This is a genomic window from Pseudomonas mandelii, from assembly GCF_900106065.1.
GTDB lineage: Bacteria > Pseudomonadota > Gammaproteobacteria > Pseudomonadales > Pseudomonadaceae > Aquipseudomonas > Aquipseudomonas mandelii.
Genome location: NZ_LT629796.1, coordinates 1,516,427 through 1,533,476, shown reverse-complemented (window position 1 = coordinate 1,533,476; position 17,050 = coordinate 1,516,427). Strand labels below are relative to the sequence as shown.

Genomic DNA, 17,050 nt, shown 5'->3' with positions numbered 1-17,050 from the left:
CGATGAACGATGACGCGGTCCGTGGTATTAAACCTTGCGCGGCAACACCACGGTAAACAGCGTGCCTTCCGCTTCGCTGGAACTGACCTCGATCGTCCCGCCGTGTGCATCGACCACTTCCTTGACGATAAACAACCCCAAACCAAGGCTGGTGGAGGGTTGGCCGAGCTGCTCGTCAGCGCTGCGCACCAGCGGATCGAAAATCGTGCCGATCGCTTCCTCGGGGATCGGAGCGCCATAGTTATGCACCGTGAGGCGAACCGTGTCCGGCTCGCCCGTCAGGGTCACCGTCACGTCACGCTTGTTCAACCCATGCTGCAAGGCGTTGCCGATCAGGTTCTGCAACAGTTGACTCACTCGTCCGGCATCCCAGGCGCCTCGGGTGTCACCCTTTACGTGGACCGTCGGATCGCACTCGGGGTTACCGGCGCAGGCTTCGGCAATCGCCGCATGGGCGGCATCGGCCAGGTCCATGGGGGCCCGTTCGATCGGCAGGCTTTTACCCAGGCGACTGCGCACCAGCTCCAGCAAATCGCCGACCATCGCCGCCATGTGCCGCGCGCCGTGCTTGATGTTGACCGCGCAGGTCAGCGCATCGCCTTCAAGCTTGGCTTTGCGCAGCAGTAATTCGGTGGACATGCTCACCGCTTGCAAGGGTGCCCGCAGGTCATGCCCCAGGATCGCCAGAAAGATATCCCGCGAACGATTGACCTGCTCGGCGTAGGCCGCGGTGGATTCGGCGAGTGCTTCGTCAATGGCTTCGTTGAAACGGATCATGTCCTGGAAATAGGCAATGTCCGGAGACGCCAGGCTGTCGACCCACAAACGGATGACGCAGGCACGCAAATGACGGAATTCCGATGTCATCTGTACCAGATCAAACCCCACGGTATGCCGCAGTTCGCCATGACTGGCACCGGCCTCGTCCAGGCTCGGGGTTTTTTCCGGGCCTTCGCCCTTGGCCTTGGCCATCTGTTCGCTGGAGGTTTGCGCGGTGGTCATGTCACGCGCGGCGGCCAGCAAAATGACCTTGGCGTGATCGCGCAGGGCGACCTTGTCCATGTGCTCGGCCGCCGGAGTAATGGTGCTGGCGAACTGCTCCCATTCATCGACGATACGGTCTACGTGTTGCCTGATGAAATCGGGTAGGCGCATGTCCGGTTTCCTGATGGGAATTCTGGCGCATCTTAGCCCCTTTGCTGTCCGCTAAAAACTACCATTACGCGGGGGAGCACTTTTGCACGGGGTTCGGGTGGTAATTGCCTGTTTTTTAGATTCTTAAATCGAATGCGACGTTGATGTATTCGTGATTTTGGCGTTGTTTTTTGAGCTTTTGTTTTCGTCGCCAGCCAATAATCTGGTGGTTCAATTCGTCGCATAAGGATTTGCGAAATGAGTGAACGTTCGGACCGCCCGGGTCGGCCAGCCATTGCCGGGCAGGCAAGAGAAGTGAATAACAATGTGTATCGTGATTATCTGCTGGGCAAACTGCCCGCGCCGGTCAAAGACGCGCCCGCCTCACGCCTGGTTGCCTTTGCCCATTCGAAACCGGAGTTTCCTGAGTGGTATTTGAATTCAAGCGCCATTGATCGCCAGTACCTCAAGGAGTTGATCGACGAGCGCTGGCGCCTTCAGGGGCCATTGGACGAGGCGCTGAAGAATGTACAGCAGGACATTCTTGCCTTCGCCGAGCCCTTGCTGGTCCAGGCATTGAAAGAGCATTTGAGCCTGGAGCTGGACGTCAACGCGACGCTGATTCGGCTGTACGTCCCCGCCAATCTGGCCATTGGCATCGATACCCATGCCAGTCGGCTCAGGCAATCATCATTGCTGGAAGCGGCCCTGCACAATTTCGAGGCCCCCGAAACGCAGGAGGGCGCGTTTCGCGATGGCTCGGGCATCTTCATCAGGGACGACGAAAACGAACTTCAGCGGCATACGCTGACGGTCGAAAGATTTGCCGCCCTGTGCCGCACGCTCGATATCGGTGCGCACTATCAGCGTCACATCAAGGCATTGCTGATGCCCGAAGAGGTGACGGCCAGAGCGAACGTCGTGAATCAATGCACGGCCAGTGAAAAAGCCGCGTTTCACGAATCGGCGCTGATCGCGTATCTGAAAAAAGACATCACGTCCTATGGCTACGGGAAACTCCGGCAGATTCGTGACAACGAACAAGGCATTTTGATGGGCCGTCGGCCCCTGCAATGCCACCGGCTGGCGATCATGGGGTTCAGGCTGTCCGGCATTGTGTTGTTCAGTGCAGTGGCGGACCCTTCAAAAATCAAACGGGTTTACGACGCGCTGATTCCACAGCATCAACGAACGATGCTGGAATGGTCGCGACGTCTGACACTGCTCCCGGGGCAGGAGTTTGATCAGTTCAAGTTGCTCCAGGCGTTTTTCGCCAATGGCCCCAGCGGTCTCGTTGAGGCCATGTTGCAACGGGACGATGCTTATCAACAAAGTCGTCTGGAGGGGACGCTGATTGCGTATGTCCCCGATGATCCCGACCACCCCTTCAAGGAATACGAGTCCTTCACTGACTTCATGAAGGCGCTGACGAGCCAGTTGCGCTCGCCGGGTTATCAACAGTTTTTCAGCCGTTTTGTCGCGCAAAAAGACCAGGGCAAGTTTTTTGCCCGGGTTCGCGAGCGCCTCTCGACCTTCACCTGGAAACAGCGCGAGCCGCTGGACATGGGGCCGTGGTGGCGGGAGAGCGCCGTTGAAAATGCCAACGCAGAGCCTGTCACCCATATCATTTCGGGCGATCTCTGGGCGCAAACAAGTCTTTGGCGCAGGGAGAAAGCGATTGCCGATGCGCGGCACATCGCTGTGCCGACCGGCGATGAAGACGCCACCACCCGTTGGAACCGGCTGATCAGCTATCTGAACATCGGCTGGAACGTGTTCAATTTCGGCGCCATGCTGGTGCCCGGCCTGGGCGAAGCGATGCTGGCCGCCATGGTCGGGCAGATGGTCCTGGAAACCCTGGAAGGCTTCGAAGACTGGAGCAAGGGCGACAAGGAAGACGCGGCGTCCCATCTCACCGGCGTCATGATCAATTTCGCGCAGTTGGCCATTATGGGCGCCGGGCATGTCTTGCCGGCCGGTGCGGCGGCGTCGGTCAAACCATCGGCGTTTATCAACCGGTTGAAAAAGGTTGATCTGGCCAACGGCCAGACGCGCCTCTGGAAGCCGGACCTTTCACCCTACGCCCATGACATGGTGTTGCCCGCCGAGGCGAAGCCAAGCGAGCAGGGTCTGTATCGGCACAGCGAAAAGGACTTCCTCAAGCATGAAAACCAACACTTCGAAGTGATCAGCGATTCACGCACCGGCCAGCCACGCTTGCAACATCCGGCCCGGCCACAGGCTTATCAGCCGACACTGGAGCACAACGGTGGCGGCGCGTGGAAAACCGAACTCGACCGTCCCATCGAGTGGGACAAAACCACCCTCATGCGGCGCCTGGGCCCGACGGTTGAGGACTTTTCTGATAACACCCTGGAGCATATTCGTCTCGTCAGCGGCATGGAGGAGGACGAATTGCGTCGCTTGCATGTGGTCAGCGAACCGCCGCCCGCGTTGCTGACCGACACGATCGAACGCTTCCAGGCCTGGGCCGAAGTGCAAAAACTGCCCGGGCAGATAAGGCTCAACGAGGTTCCGCAAGCATTCGTCGAGCAGGTGCCCCGCTTGCTGGTTGAATGGCCCGGATGGCCTGAGCAAAAAGGCATCGAGCTGTTTGACGGCCCTGGGCATAGCGGGCGCTCGATCAAATTCGGCAACGTCGATGCTCTGCCCGCCGACACGCTGAAGATAAGTCGTGCCGAGGTTCGTTCAGGGAAACTGCCGGAGCGTGCCGTGAAGTTTGCGAACGAGGCCGACATCCACGCGCTGCTCGGGCAGGGCATTTCAACGGACGAGCAAGTCCGCATCGATGCCTTGAAAAACCTGCTGGCCGGGCGAGCAGACAGTCGCCGCGCAACTCTGTTTGACGCGCTGAGTCGCCGTTTGCAGCAAACCGACAACCCGCAGGTGCAGGTGCTTCAGGATGCGTTCAATGGGCTCCCCGCTGCGGTAGCCCGGGAACTGCTCGCCGACATCGAGCCGCAAGACCGGCTCGACATCACCGAGCCGTCGCGCATCCCCTTGCAACTCAGGGAGCGGGTAGGAGTGGCCTTGCGGGCCATACGAACCGCGCGCGCTTATGAAGGGCTCTTTCTCGACGCGGCGTTCAGTGTGGACACCGAGCGGCTGGCGTTGCACTCGATGCAGGCGCTACCCGGCTGGCCCGAAAACGTGAGGATCGAAATCCGTGAGTTTTCATTCGATGGCCCGTTGCGCGACAGCGTCGGCCCGACGGACGCCACCCACCGCAGAATCCTGGTCAGCGAGGACGGCCAATACCAGGCGCGCGATACCGATGATCTGCAATTGCACGGGGCCGATGATTTATACGCGTCGGTGTTGCATGCGTTGCCGGATGCCGAACGAAACGCGCTGGGGTATCACGTCAACCAAGGTGCCACGCTCAAGTCCGCCATTCAAAAAACGCCATTGCCACGGGAAAGGTTCAGCGCGCTTCTGGGCGATAACCCTGTACGCAAACCGGCGTATGACCCCGTCACGATGCGCCTGCGTGGCGGCATGCGCGGGGTGGCTCATGGGCTAAGTCGAATCAACGAACCCATGACGCCGCAAGAGCGGGTGCGTGTTGTCCGCCCCGGATGGACGGAGGCCGAAGCCTTGGCCTATCTGCAGATGAGTGGCAGCGAACTCAGTCTGGAGCAGAGGGCCAGCGCACTCGAAGCGGAATTCGATCGGCTCAACGCCAATTTTCAACGCTGGTTGAAATCGCCGACCGAAGCGTACAGCTTCACGCCTGCCGGCGTCGCCGAATGGCAAGCCAGAAACGCTTTATACAAAGAGATCAGGGAATGCTGGCAGCACACCGGGTTGCGCCACGTGGATTCATTCGGTCATCTGCAGGGCGTTGTGCTCGACCTGGAAAACATCCCGCTGGGGCGTCATCTGCGCACCATGCCTGCCCTGGAAGGTAATTTCGATCACGTCACGCGCCTCAATCTGACCCTGTCCGAATTGACCGACGCACACAGTTCCTTTCTCGATCATTTTCCCCGCTTGCGTTCGCTCAACCTCAACGGCAATGCGTTCTCCGCTGTTCCCGGTGCCATCCGCCGCATGCGCGCGCTGACGGAACTCAACATGCGAGGCAACCGTATTGTCCTGGATGCACAAGGCGTCGCGGACCTGCGCAACCTGACACGACTGGAGGTCCTGGACCTGTTTGGCAATCCGTTGGGGCAAGTCCCGGATATTGGCGGCATGAGAAGGTTGCATACGCTGATCCTGGCGGACACCGGCGTGCACACCTGGCCGCAGGGGCTGTTCGCACAACCGCGGTTCCGGCATTTTTTCCTGGATTTGCAGCGCAACGAAATCACCCACATTCCGGCAGTGCCCCCTGGCTCCGCTCAGGCGGAATTGCTGGCGCGCACCTTGCTGAGCCGAGAGCCGCAGTGGTTGGCCGAGGCCAATCTGCAAACGCTCAGGGACTACATCGAGTCCATCGGCATGGACCCCGATCGACCTTATCCTCCCCGTGGTGTGCGTGACAGTCTCGACTGGGAGGAGGGCATGACACGGCCGGAATGGGTGGCGAAGCAAGCGGTCTGGAACAGTGTCGAGGATGAGCGCGGATCGGTCGGTTTTTTCAACGAAATCCGCAAACTCACCGAGTCGGGGCACTTCAAGCACGACCTCGGGTTTCGGGTCGATATGACCGCCAAGGTCTGGCGCATGCTCGAGGCGATGTCGAAAAATACCGAGCTTCGGCAAAAACTCTTCACCATGAGTACGGTGCCCACAACGTGCGTCGATGCGGGCGCGCAGCTGTTCAATGCCATGGGCCTGGAGGTGCTGATTCATGAAGCCTATGAGTTGGCCAATCCTTCGCTGGTGGAGGGTGAACTGGTCACGCTGGCGCGAGGCAAGTCACGTCTGGATGAACTGAGCAGGATTGCCCGCAAAACCATTTCCGAACGCGAGGCGATGGGCGAGGAGTTCAGGCGTGTCAATGCCATGGGGGAGGTGATGGGCACGATCGATGAGGTGGAAGTTCACCTGGCGTTCATGACCGATCTTGCCGAACGGCTGGACTTGCCCTGGCAGTCTCGAAACATGCAGTTCCGAGGGATCGCGGGTGTCACCTCGGCGATGACCGACAATGCTTACCTGCGTGTGCTCGACCTTGAGGAAGGTGAGCTGCTCGGTGATTTGCTTGTCGAGCAGCCGTTCTGGTCATCCTATGTCGAGGGTGTCAACCGACGGGCTTTCAAAGTGTTCAGGCGCCGGATCGATGCCACGACAGACTTCTATATGGCCTTGGACCAGCGTGCGAACGACACAACGCTGACCCTTGAGCAAAAGGCTCGGCTGAAGGAAGCGCTCAGGGTGCTCGGCGCGGAACTGAACAAGCCGGAAAGCGACTTTGCACCGGGACGCATCATGACCGATGCGCAATACGCTGCTGAGTTGAAGACGATCGATGAAGAGCAAAAGGCGTTGCTCAAAACCTTCACCCAACAGGCGATCGACCGGGCAAAACTGCAAAGGGTAGAACTGCCCTTTGTCGTGCAGCCGGACAGTTGATTGCACCTGTTTTTCCCGGGGGGCTGGTACGCCAGGCCGCCGGGATTGTCAGGCAGACAGAACGATCAAAACAGGAAATATCGCTGAGCCATCGGCAGCACATCGGCGGGCTCGCACCACAGCAGGACACCGTCAGCCTTGACTTGATAGGTCTGCGGGTCGACATCGATGGTCGGCAGATAGTCGTTGTGGATCAAGTCGGTTTTCTGCACCTCGCGGCACCCTTTGACCACTGCGATTTTCTTCTTCAAACCCAAGGCCTCGGGAAGGCCTGCTTCTTGGGCTGCCTGGCTGATGAAGGTCAGGCTGGTGGCGTGCAACGAGCCGCCGTAGCTGGCAAACATCGGACGGTAATGCACCGGTTGCGGGGTCGGAATGGAAGCATTGGCATCGCCCATCAGGCTGGCCGCAATGGCCCCGCCCTTGAGGATCAAGGTCGGCTTGACGCCAAAAAACGCCGGACGCCAGAGCACCAGATCCGCCCATTTACCCACTTCCACCGAGCCCACCTCATGGCTGATGCCATGGGTGATCGCCGGGTTGATCGTGTACTTGGCGATGTAGCGTTTGGCGCGGAAGTTGTCGTTGCCTTCGCCATCCCCGGGAAGCGGGCCGCGCTGCTTTTTCATCTTGTCGGCGGTCTGCCAGGTGCGCGTGATGACTTCACCGACGCGGCCCATGGCCTGGCTGTCGGAGCTGATCATCGAGAACGCGCCGAGGTCATGCAGGATGTCTTCGGCGGCGATGGTTTCGCGGCGGATGCGGCTTTCGGCGAAGGCCACGTCTTCGGCAATGCTCGGGTCCAGGTGGTGGCAGACCATCAGCATGTCGAGGTGTTCGTCAATGGTGTTGCGGGTGAACGGCCGGGTCGGGTTGGTCGAGCTCGGCAGCACGTTGGCAAAGCCGCAGGCCTTGATGATGTCCGGGGCATGACCGCCCCCCGCGCCTTCGGTGTGATAGGTGTGGATGGTGCGACCCTTGAAGGCGGCGAGGGTGGTTTCGACAAAGCCCGACTCGTTGAGGGTGTCGGTGTGGATCGCCACCTGCACATCGTACTGGTCGGCGACGTTCAGGCAGTTGTCGATGCTCGCCGGGGTGGTGCCCCAGTCTTCGTGCAGCTTGAGGCCGATGGCGCCGGCCTTGACCTGCTCGATCAACGGCTCCGGCAGGCTTGCGTTGCCCTTGCCGGTAAAGCCAATGTTCATCGGGAATGCATCGGCAGCCTGGAGCATACGCGCCAGGTGCCACGGCCCGGACGTGCAGGTGGTGGCGTTGGTGCCGGTGGCCGGGCCGGTGCCGCCGCCGATCATGGTGGTGACGCCGCTCATCAATGCTTCTTCGATCTGTTGCGGGCAGATGAAATGGATGTGTGTGTCGATGCCGCCAGCGGTGAGGATCATGCCTTCACCGGCAATGACTTCGGTGCTGGCGCCGACCGCGATGGTCACGTCCGGCTGGATGTCCGGGTTGCCGGCCTTGCCGATGGCGGCGATGCGGCCGTCTTTGAGGCCGACGTCGGCTTTGACGATGCCCCAGTGGTCGATGATCAGCGCGTTGGTGATCAAGGTGTCGACCACTTCGGCGGCCAGTAATTGACTCTGCCCCTGGCCATCACGGATGACTTTGCCGCCACCGAATTTCACTTCTTCGCCGTAGGTGGTGAAGTCTTTTTCCACTTCGATCCACAGCTCGGTATCGGCCAGACGGACCTTGTCACCGACGGTGGGGCCGAACATGTCGGCGTAGGCCTGACGGGAAATCTTCATTCGTTCGCCTTGAGATTCAATTGAATTTGAAATCGTTCGCTGCGCTCACTCTCGCGAGCAGGCTCGCTCCCACAGGGGAGTGCGATCAACTGTGGGAGCGAGCCTGCTCGCGATGGGGTCGGTGCAGACACCGCATTCCTTAGAGGTCGCCCATGATCCTGCCGGCAAACCCGAACACCCGACGATGCCCGGCCAGGTCCACCAGCTCGACCTCGCGACTCTGCCCCGGCTCGAAGCGTACGGCGGTGCCGGCGGGGATGTTCAGGCGCATGCCGCGACTGGCGGCGCGATCGAAGGTCAAGGCGTCGTTGGTTTCGAAGAAGTGGTAGTGCGAGCCGACCTGGATCGGCCGGTCGCCACTGTTGGCCACTTTCAGGCTGACAGTGCGACGGCCAACGTTGAGTTCGATGTCGCCGGGCTGGATCTGGTATTCACCGGGAATCATCAGTGGGCTCCCTGAAGAATCTTGTAGTAGAGGGCGGTCGGTTTGTATTGGCCGCTCGGGTCGCAGGCGTAATCAGGGATTTGACCTGCCTTGGTGTAACCCAGGGCCTTGTAGAAGTCTTCGGCGGGGGAGCCGGCTTCGGTGTCGAGGTAAAGCATGCCGCGTTTGTGCTGGAGCGCGGCCTGTTCCAGCGCGCTCATCAATTGTTGGCCCAGACCACGGCGGCGCGCATGTTCGCGCACCAGCAGTTTCTGCACTTCGGCACGGTTCAGGCCGTTGGCTTTCTGGCATAGGGTGAGTTGTACGCTGGCCTGCACTTGCTCGTCTTTGACCACCACCCACAGCAGTACGTTGCCCTTGTTCAGGTTGTCCTGAACCTCATCGAAATAGGCGCGGGCCTGAGTGGCGTCCAGATTGGCCATGAACCCGACACTGGCGCCATAGCCGACGGCGTCGAGCAGCAAATCAATCAAACCCTGACGGTAGTGCGCAAAGCTTTCAACATTGACGCGGCGCAGTTGGGCAGCGTTCATCGGCAATTACTCCTTGTTGGCGGGTGGCGGCTCCGCGCCAGGATTGAGGGTCAGTTGCATGAAGGTCAGGTCCAGCCAGCGGCCGAACTTGGTGCCCACCTGCGGCATTTGCCCGGTGGTCACGAAACCGGCCCGTTCATGCAAACGGATGGAAGCGGCATTGCCGCTTTCGATGGCAGCGACCATGACATGTTTGTCGCAGTCTTTGGCGCGCTCGATCAGCACCGTCATCAATTGCGGGCCGAGACCGTTGCCACGCTGGTCGCTACGCACGTAGACCGAGTGCTCGACGGTGTGGCGGAAACCGTCGAACGGCCGCCAGTCACCAAATGAAGCGTAGCCCAGCACACTGTTATCGCCGTCGACGATCACCAGGATCGGATAACCCTGGGCTTGCCGGGCGCTGAACCATGCCTGACGGTTGCCCAGGTCCACGGCCTGTTCGTTCCAGATCGCTGTGGTGTTGAGCACGGCGTCGTTGTAGATGTCGCGGATCGCCGGCAGATCGGCGTGCAGCGCGTCGCGGATGTGATAGGTCATGACGCGTCCTCAGGCGATGGGTTGGTGAACGGTGACCAGTTTGGTGCCGTCGGGGAACGTCGCTTCGACCTGGATCTCCGGGATCATTTCCGGGATGCCTTCCATCACTTGTTCGCGGCTGAGCAGGGTGGTGCCGAAGTGCATCAGTTCGGCCACGGTCTGGCCGTCACGCGCGCCTTCGAGCAGCGCAGCGGAGATGTAGGCCATGGCTTCCGGGTAATTGAGTTTCACGCCGCGCGCCAAACGCCGCTCGGCCACGAGGCCTGCGGTGAAGATCAGCAGCTTGTCTTTTTCGCGTGGGGTCAGGTCCATCGTTTGGAATCCATCAGGGCAGTTAAAAAGGTCATTGGAACTGTGAGTACAAACCTTGTGGGAGCGAGCCTGCTCGCGAAGGCGGCGGGCCAATCAGCATCTATGTTGAATGACACCGCGCCTTCGCGAGCAGGCTCGCTCCCACATTGGAAAGTGTTTCAGGTGCTCCATATTCTGGGTGGGACCGCTTCCCTGCCGAGCAACGCAGGTCTCAGCAACCGCCACAAATCAATCATCCAGCCCCGCGCCAACAGCGCCTCACTGGCCAGACACCGAGCCACCAGAAGCCCCGGCAATTGCGTCAGATCGCCGCGCACTTCATTGGGCAGCGAGCGACAGGTTTCCAGCAGTTCGCCATCGATCTCACCCGTGACCAGCAACGTCGCAAACACCGGCTGCCCATCCAGGCCAATCGGCGAGTCGAGCAGCCCGTCATCCCCGACAATGCGCTGGCGTTCGTGCCAGAGCAACTGGCCGTCGCGGCGGATGTCCAGTTGCGCCTGAAAATGCCCGAGGTCGAAGCGCTCGCCACTGGCCGGGCGACCCAGCGCCACGACGTCCCAGTAAAACAGCCGGGCGTCGCCCTCCAGATCAATAGAGGTGCCGAGTTCGGCCTGGGCGTCGCTGAAGATAATCGTCTCTTGCGGCAGCCATTCCAGTGTCGCACCGCACGCCACTTTCAACGTCAGCTGCTGATAGGCGGGCCCCGCCGCGCGATACCATTTGGCAGCGCCCGGGCTGGTGATTTGCGCCCAGGCATCCGGGCCGACGCTGGCCGAGATGTCCAGTCGATCACCGCCTGCGATGCCGCCCGGCGGATGAACGATGATGTGCTGGCACACTTGCGGCCCTTCGGCATACAGGTGCTTCTGCACCCGTAGCGGGCCTTTATGCCGGCGCTGGACCGGGCGCGTGCTGTCGCCGAACCGGGCGTAGCCCAATTCCAGCTCGGCATGCCAGCTCGGGGTAAACAGGGCAGTGGGGAGAGGTAAGTTCATGTCTTCTAGTTATCGTCAGGACGCTTCAGATTAGATCGTAACCAGACCGCGTACACCCTCGGCTTCCATATTTTCGCCGCGACCTTGCTGCACGATCTCGCCGCGGGACATCACCAGGTACTGGTCGGCCAGTTCGGCGGCGAAATCGTAGAACTGCTCGACCAGCAGAATCGCCATGTCGCCCCGGGCCGCGAGCTTCTTGATCACCACGCCGATCTCCTTGATCACCGACGGCTGGATGCCTTCGGTGGGCTCATCGAGAATCAACAGCCGTGGACGGCTGGCCAGTGCGCGACCAATCGCCAATTGCTGCTGTTGGCCGCCGGACAAGTCACCGCCACGCCGTTGCTTCATTTGCAGCAATACCGGGAACAGCTCGTATATGAAGGCCGGCACTTCCTTGGCTTCAGAACCAGGAAATCGCGAAAGGCCCATCAGCAGGTTTTCTTCCACGGTCAGGCGGCCGAAAATTTCGCGGCCCTGAGGCACATAGGCGATCCCGGCATGCACCCGCTGGTGCGGCTTGAACGTGGTGATCGGTTTGCCTTCCCAGTTCACTGCGCCTTCCTTGGCCGGCAGCAAACCCATCAGGCATTTGAGCAGGGTGGTCTTGCCCACGCCGTTGCGCCCCAGCAGGCACGTCACTTCACCGACCTTCACGTCAAACGTCAGGCCCCGCAGGATGTGGCTACCACCGTAATACTGGTGCAGTTTGTCGACTTGCAGCATCTTCAAATTCCCCTCAAATCCCCTGTAGGAGCGAGGCTTGCCCGCGAAGGGGGCCTCGAGGCCGCCAAAAGCTTCGCGGGCAAGCCTCGCTCCTACGGGAGCACAATCATCTTCCGAGATAAACCTCGATTACACGCTCGTTTTCCTGCACCTGTTCCAGCGACCCTTCGGCCAGCACGCTGCCCTGGTGCAACACGGTGACGTGGTCGGCAATCGAGCCGACAAAACCCATGTCGTGCTCCACCACCATCAGCGAATGCTTGCCGGCCAGGCTTTTGAACAGTTCGGCGGTGAACTCGGTCTCGGCATCGGTCATGCCCGCCACCGGCTCGTCGAGCAGCAGCAGTTGCGGGTCTTGCATGAGCAGCATGCCGATCTCCAGAAACTGCTTCTGGCCGTGGGACAACAGACCCGCCGGGCGATTGACCGAGGCCGTCAGGCGAATGGTTTCCAGCACCTCGCTGATGCGATCTTTCTGTTCGCCACTGAGGCGAGCCCGCAGGCTGGCCCACACCGACTTGTCGGTTTTCTGCGCCAGCTCCAGGTTCTCGAACACGCTCAAGGCTTCGAACACCGTCGGCTTCTGGAACTTGCGGCCGATGCCGGCCTGGGCAATCTGCACTTCGCTCATCGACGTCAGGTCCAGGGTTTCACCGAACCAGGCTTTGCCGTGACTGGGGCGAGTCTTGCCGGTGATGACGTCCATCAGCGTGGTCTTGCCCGCGCCGTTGGGGCCGATGATGCAGCGCAATTCGCCGACGCCGATGTACAGGTTCAGAGCGTTGAGCGCCTTGAAGCCATCGAAGCTGACGCTGATGTCTTCCAGGGTCAGGATCGTGCCGTGGCGTGTGTCCAGGCCAGGGCCGACACGTTGCCCGAGGCCGATGGCATCGCGGCTGCTGCCGGCGTCCTTGTTGGGCTCCACAGGAAAAAATGCCGGTTCGAGCATGAATTCAGCCGTCGCAGTGACTCTCATTGCTCACCTCTCTTTTTCAGCAGACCGATCACGCCTTTGGGCAGGTACAAGGTCACGACGATGAACAGTGCGCCGAGGAAGAACAGCCAGTATTCGGGGAATGCCACGGTGAACCAGCTCTTCATGCCGTTGACCACACCGGCGCCGAGCAGCGGACCGATCAGCGTGCCGCGACCACCGAGGGCCACCCATACGGCCGCTTCAATGGAGTTGGTCGGCGACATTTCACTCGGGTTGATGATTCCGACTTGCGGCACGTACAGTGCGCCAGCCAGACCACACAGCACCGCACTCAAGACCCAGACAAACAGCTTGAAACCCCGCGGGTCGTAGCCGCAAAACATCAGGCGGTTTTCCGCATCGCGCAACGCGGTCAGCACCCGGCCGAACTTGCTCTGCGCCAGGCGCCAGCCAATAAACAGGCTCGCCACCAGCAACACCACCGTGGCGAAAAACAGCACCGAGCGCGTGCCCGGCTCGGTAATGCCAAAGCCGAGAATGGTGCGGAAGTTGGTGAAGCCGTTGTTGCCACCAAACCCGGTTTCGTTGCGGAAAAACAGCAGCATCCCGGCGAAGGTCAAGGCCTGGGTCATGATCGAGAAATACACGCCCTTGATCCGCGAACGGAAGGCGAAAAACCCGAACACCAACGCCAGCAACCCCGGCGCCAACACCACCAGGCACATCGACCAGAGAAAGCTGCTGGTGCCGGTCCAGTACCACGGCAGTTCGGTCCACGACAGGAAGGTCATGAACGCCGGCAAGCCATCGCCTGAGGCCTGGCGCATCAAGTACATGCCCATCGCATAGCCGCCGAGGGCGAAGAACAGGCCGTGGCCGAGGGACAACAGCCCCGCGTAACCCCAGACCAGATCGAGGGCGAGGGCGACGATGGCGTAGCAAAGGATTTTTCCCACCAGCGTCAGGGTGTAGGCCGAGACGTGGAACACACTGTCCGGCGACAACAGTGAGAGCAGTGGCAACGCCAGCAGCAGAACCAGAATCACCGCGCCAACAGCGATGGTGACTTTGGGACCGACCTTTTGGCTGGCCGTGAGCATCAGAGGCTGGTTCATCAGTCGATCACCCGTCCTTTCAGTGCGAAGAGGCCTTGCGGACGCTTCTGGATGAACAGAATGATCAGCGCGAGGATCAGGATCTTGCCGAGCACGGCGCCGATCTGCGGTTCGAGAATCTTGTTGGCGATGCCCAGGCCGAAGGCGGCCATGACGCTACCGGCCAACTGACCGACACCACCGAGCACCACCACCAGGAACGAGTCGATGATGTAGCTCTGGCCAAGGTCCGGGCCGACGTTGCCGATCTGGCTGAGCGCTACGCCACCGAGCCCGGCGATGCCCGAGCCGAGGCCGAACGCGAGCATATCGACCCGCCCGGTCGGCACGCCGCAGCACGCGGCCATGTTGCGGTTCTGGGTGACGGCGCGCACGTTCAAACCCAGGCGCGTCTTGTTCAGGAGCAGCCAGGTCAGCACGACCACGAACAAGGCGAAGGCGATGATCACGATGCGGTTGTACGGCAGCACGAGGTTGGGCAGCACTTGAATCCCGCCCGAGAGCCAGGCCGGGTTGGCCACTTCGACGTTCTGCGCACCGAACACCAAACGCACCAGCTGAATCAGCATGAGGCTGATGCCCCAGGTCGCGAGCAGGGTTTCCAGCGGGCGGCCGTAGAGGTGACGAATCACCGTGCGCTCCAGCGCCATGCCGATTGCGGCAGTGACGAAAAACGCCACCGGCAACGCGATCAGCGGGTAGAACTCGATGGCTTGCGGGGCAAAGCGCTGGAACATCAGCTGCACCACGTAGGTCGAGTACGCGCCGAGCATCAGCATTTCGCCGTGGGCCATGTTGATCACGCCGAGCAAACCGAAGGTGATCGCCAGCCCGAGGGCGGCGAGCAGCAGGATCGAGCCCAGGGACATGCCGCTGAACGCTTGCCCGAGGATTTCGCCGATCAGCAGTTTGCGTTTGACCTGGGCCAGGCTGGTCTCGGCAGCGGTGCGCACGTTGGCGTCTGTTTCAATGCCCGGCTCCAGCAGGCTTTCGAGGCGGGTGCGGGCCAGCGGATCGCCTGTTTCGCCGAGCAGGCGCACCGCCGCGAGGCGCACGGCCGGGTCGGTGTCGACCAGTTGCAGGTTGGCCAGCGCCAGGCTCAGGGCTGCGTGGACGGTTTCATCTTTTTCGCCGGCCAGTTGTTGGTCGAGGAATTTCAGCTGGGCCGGTTTGGCACTTTTCTGCAATTGCTGCGCGGCGGCCAGACGGATTTTGGCGTCGGCGGCGAGCAATTGGTGGCTGGCCAGCGCGGTGTCGATCAGACCCCGCAGACGATTGTTCAGGCGCAGGGTTTTGGCTTGGCCGTCGACGGTCAACTCGCCTTGTTGCAGGGCGTTGATCAGTTCGATGCGGGCAGGATCGGGCTGCGCAGCCCAGGACTCCAGAAGCTTGGCTTGCTGCACGGGATTGGCGGCGACGAAGTCTTCGGCGTCGCCGGAATGCGCGGCCATCGGCAGTAAGAGCGCGAGTGCAAAGATCAAGCGGTAAAGGGCGGTGGGCATATGTAAGGCCTTGCGCGGGCTGAATGTAGGAGTGAGCCTGCTCGCGATAGCGGTCTATCAATCAACAGGTCTGTTGTCTGTCCCACCGCTATCGCGAGCAGGCTCACTCCTACAGGGATTTGTGTCGGTCCTGAATGAAGTGCTCAGGCCGACATCCAGTGACTCAGTTGCTCTTCACCGCATAATCCGGCTTCTTGTCGTTACCCGAAATGAACGGGCTCCAAGGCTGGGCACGGATCGGCCCTTCGGTCTGCCACACGACGTTGAACTGACCGTCGGCCTGTATTTCGCCGATCATCACGGGCTTGTGCAGGTGGTGGTTGGTCTTGTCCATGGTCAGCGTGTAACCCGACGGCGCGGCAAAGGTCTGGCCGGCGAGCGCTTCGCGGACTTTGTCGACGTCGGTGGATTTGGCTTTCTCAGCCGCTTGCGCCCACATGTGGATGCCCACGTAAGTGGCTTCCATCGGGTCGTTGGTCACCGCTTTGTCGGCGCCCGGCAGGTTGTGTTTCTTCGCGTAGGCTTTCCAGTCGGCCACGAATTTCTTGTTCGCCGGGTTCTCGACCGACTCGAAGTAGTTCCAGGCCGCGAGGTTGCCCACCAGCGGTTTGGTGTCGATGCCGCGCAGTTCTTCTTCGCCGACCGAGAACGCTACAACCGGAACGTCGGTGGCTTTCAGGCCCTGGTTGGCCAGTTCTTTATAGAACGGCACGTTGGAGTCGCCGTTGACGGTGGAAATGACCGCTGTCTTGCCACCGGCCGAGAATTTCTTGATGTTGGCCACGATGGTCTGGTAATCGCTGTGGCCGAACGGGGTGTAGACCTCTTCGATGTCCTTGTCCGCTACGCCTTTGGAGTGCAGGAACGAGCGCAGAATCTTGTTGGTGGTGCGCGGGTAAACGTAGTCGGTGCCCAACAGGAAGTAACGCTTGGCGCTGCCGCCTTCTTCGCTCATCAGGTACTCCACCGCCGGGATCGCCTGTTGGTTCGGCGCGGCACCGGTGTAGAACACGTTCGGCGACATCTCTTCGCCTTCGTATTGCACCGGGTAGAACAGCAAGCCGTTGAGTTCTTCGAACACTGGCAACACCGATTTACGCGACACCGACGTCCAGCAACCGAACACCACGGCGACCTTGTCCTGGGTCAGCAACTGACGACCCTTTTCCGCGAACAGCGGCCAGTTCGACGCGGGGTCCACGACCACCGGTTCCAGCATCTTGCCGTTCACGCCGCCCTTGGCGTTGATCTCGTCGATGGTCATCAGCGCCATGTCTTTGAGCGAGGTTTCGGAGATCGCCATGGTCCCGGACAACGAGTGCAGAATACCGACCTTGATGGTCTCGGCGGCCTGGACGGTCCAGGTCATGCCCATCGCGGCAATGCTTGCCGTGAGTGTGAAAGCCTTGATCAAGCTACGACGCTTCATTGTGCGATCTCCATGAACATTAGAATTTTTTCTGGGTTGGCAGATGCGGACTACTGAAGGGTCTTT

13 protein-coding genes are annotated in these 17,050 nt (G+C 60.7%); 1 reads left to right on the top strand and 12 read right to left on the bottom strand.

All coding sequences use genetic code 11. The annotated features are described in order from the left end of the window. Positions 1-27: 27 nt before the first annotated feature. Positions 28-1,155, bottom strand: coding sequence for a sensor histidine kinase (locus tag BLU63_RS06965; protein WP_083375163.1), 1,128 nt, complete (start codon positions 1,153-1,155; stop codon positions 28-30). 237 nt (positions 1,156-1,392) lie between these two features. Here BLU63_RS06965 and BLU63_RS06960 point away from each other — a divergent pair, with 237 nt between their 5' ends. Further along, complete coding sequence (locus tag BLU63_RS06960) at positions 1,393-6,678, top strand: NEL-type E3 ubiquitin ligase domain-containing protein (RefSeq protein ID WP_083375162.1); 5,286 nt, start codon at positions 1,393-1,395, stop codon at positions 6,676-6,678. 65 nt (positions 6,679-6,743) lie between these two features. Here the strand turns inward: BLU63_RS06960 and ureC are convergent, their stop codons facing one another. The 11 genes from ureC to urtA all read right to left on the bottom strand — a co-directional run bounded on the left by ureC (position 6,744) and on the right by urtA (position 16,984). Further along, positions 6,744-8,444 carry an urease subunit alpha gene (gene ureC, locus BLU63_RS06955; protein ID WP_010464104.1) on the bottom strand — a complete coding sequence of 567 codons (1,701 nt, stop codon included), beginning with the start codon at positions 8,442-8,444 and terminating at the stop codon, positions 6,744-6,746. Between the two features lie 139 nt (positions 8,445-8,583). After that, entirely contained in the window at positions 8,584-8,889 is a 306-nt protein-coding gene (locus BLU63_RS06950) for an urease subunit beta (protein WP_008146494.1), read from the bottom strand. Next, positions 8,889-9,422 (bottom strand): GNAT family N-acetyltransferase, encoded by a 534-nt coding sequence (locus BLU63_RS06945; protein WP_010464097.1) that lies wholly within the window; start codon positions 9,420-9,422, stop codon positions 8,889-8,891. Before BLU63_RS06945 ends, BLU63_RS06950 begins: the two co-directional genes overlap by 1 nt. A 6-nt stretch (positions 9,423-9,428) precedes the next feature. Beyond that, a complete protein-coding gene (locus BLU63_RS06940; RefSeq protein WP_010464096.1) occupies positions 9,429-9,962 on the bottom strand; it encodes a GNAT family N-acetyltransferase in 534 nt (177 codons plus the stop codon). Positions 9,963-9,971: 9 nt separating this feature from the next. Beyond that, positions 9,972-10,274 (bottom strand): urease subunit gamma, encoded by a 303-nt coding sequence (ureA, locus tag BLU63_RS06935; protein ID WP_007907366.1) that lies wholly within the window; start codon positions 10,272-10,274, stop codon positions 9,972-9,974. A 158-nt stretch (positions 10,275-10,432) separates the two neighbouring features. Beyond that, complete coding sequence (locus BLU63_RS06930; protein ID WP_083375161.1) at positions 10,433-11,272, bottom strand: urease accessory protein UreD; 840 nt, start codon at positions 11,270-11,272, stop codon at positions 10,433-10,435. 30 nt (positions 11,273-11,302) lie between these two features. Continuing rightward, complete coding sequence (gene urtE / locus BLU63_RS06925; protein ID WP_077748951.1) at positions 11,303-12,001, bottom strand: urea ABC transporter ATP-binding subunit UrtE; 699 nt, start codon at positions 11,999-12,001, stop codon at positions 11,303-11,305. 106 nt (positions 12,002-12,107) lie between these two features. Continuing rightward, positions 12,108-12,977: an urea ABC transporter ATP-binding protein UrtD gene (urtD, locus tag BLU63_RS06920; protein WP_010464089.1), complete on the bottom strand. Its 870-nt coding sequence runs from the start codon at positions 12,975-12,977 to the stop codon at positions 12,108-12,110. Then, positions 12,974-14,053, bottom strand: a complete 1,080-nt coding sequence (gene urtC, locus BLU63_RS06915) for an urea ABC transporter permease subunit UrtC (protein ID WP_083375160.1) — start codon at positions 14,051-14,053, stop codon at positions 12,974-12,976. The genes urtD and urtC overlap by 4 nt, the downstream gene beginning before the upstream one ends. After that, entirely contained in the window at positions 14,053-15,555 is a 1,503-nt protein-coding gene (gene urtB, locus BLU63_RS06910; protein WP_083375159.1) for an urea ABC transporter permease subunit UrtB, read from the bottom strand. Before urtB ends, urtC begins: the two co-directional genes overlap by 1 nt. Before the next feature lie 163 nt (positions 15,556-15,718). Then, positions 15,719-16,984 (bottom strand): urea ABC transporter substrate-binding protein, encoded by a 1,266-nt coding sequence (gene urtA / locus BLU63_RS06905; protein ID WP_010463931.1) that lies wholly within the window; start codon positions 16,982-16,984, stop codon positions 15,719-15,721. Between the last annotated feature and the right edge of the window lie 66 nt (positions 16,985-17,050).

Excerpts from the sequence above, each read along its gene's own strand:
- BLU63_RS06950 (WP_008146494.1), bottom strand. The coding sequence starts at position 8,889 with ATGATTCCCGGTGAATACCAGATCCAGCCCGGCGACATCGAACTCAAC.
- urtA (WP_010463931.1), bottom strand. The coding sequence starts at position 16,984 with ATGAAGCGTCGTAGCTTGATCAAGGCTTTCACACTCACGGCAAGCATT.
- BLU63_RS06965 (WP_083375163.1), bottom strand. The coding sequence starts at position 1,155 with ATGCGCCTACCCGATTTCATCAGGCAACACGTAGACCGTATCGTCGAT.
- BLU63_RS06945 (WP_010464097.1), bottom strand. The coding sequence starts at position 9,422 with ATGAACGCTGCCCAACTGCGCCGCGTCAATGTTGAAAGCTTTGCGCAC.
- urtC (WP_083375160.1), bottom strand. The coding sequence starts at position 14,053 with ATGAACCAGCCTCTGATGCTCACGGCCAGCCAAAAGGTCGGTCCCAAA.
- BLU63_RS06960 (WP_083375162.1), top strand. The coding sequence starts at position 1,393 with ATGAGTGAACGTTCGGACCGCCCGGGTCGGCCAGCCATTGCCGGGCAG.
- BLU63_RS06940 (WP_010464096.1), bottom strand. The coding sequence starts at position 9,962 with ATGACCTATCACATCCGCGACGCGCTGCACGCCGATCTGCCGGCGATC.
- urtB (WP_083375159.1), bottom strand. The coding sequence starts at position 15,555 with ATGCCCACCGCCCTTTACCGCTTGATCTTTGCACTCGCGCTCTTACTG.
- urtE (WP_077748951.1), bottom strand. The coding sequence starts at position 12,001 with ATGCTGCAAGTCGACAAACTGCACCAGTATTACGGTGGTAGCCACATC.
- ureA (WP_007907366.1), bottom strand. The coding sequence starts at position 10,274 with ATGGACCTGACCCCACGCGAAAAAGACAAGCTGCTGATCTTCACCGCA.
- ureC (WP_010464104.1), bottom strand. The coding sequence starts at position 8,444 with ATGAAGATTTCCCGTCAGGCCTACGCCGACATGTTCGGCCCCACCGTC.
- BLU63_RS06930 (WP_083375161.1), bottom strand. The coding sequence starts at position 11,272 with ATGAACTTACCTCTCCCCACTGCCCTGTTTACCCCGAGCTGGCATGCC.
- urtD (WP_010464089.1), bottom strand. The coding sequence starts at position 12,977 with ATGAGAGTCACTGCGACGGCTGAATTCATGCTCGAACCGGCATTTTTT.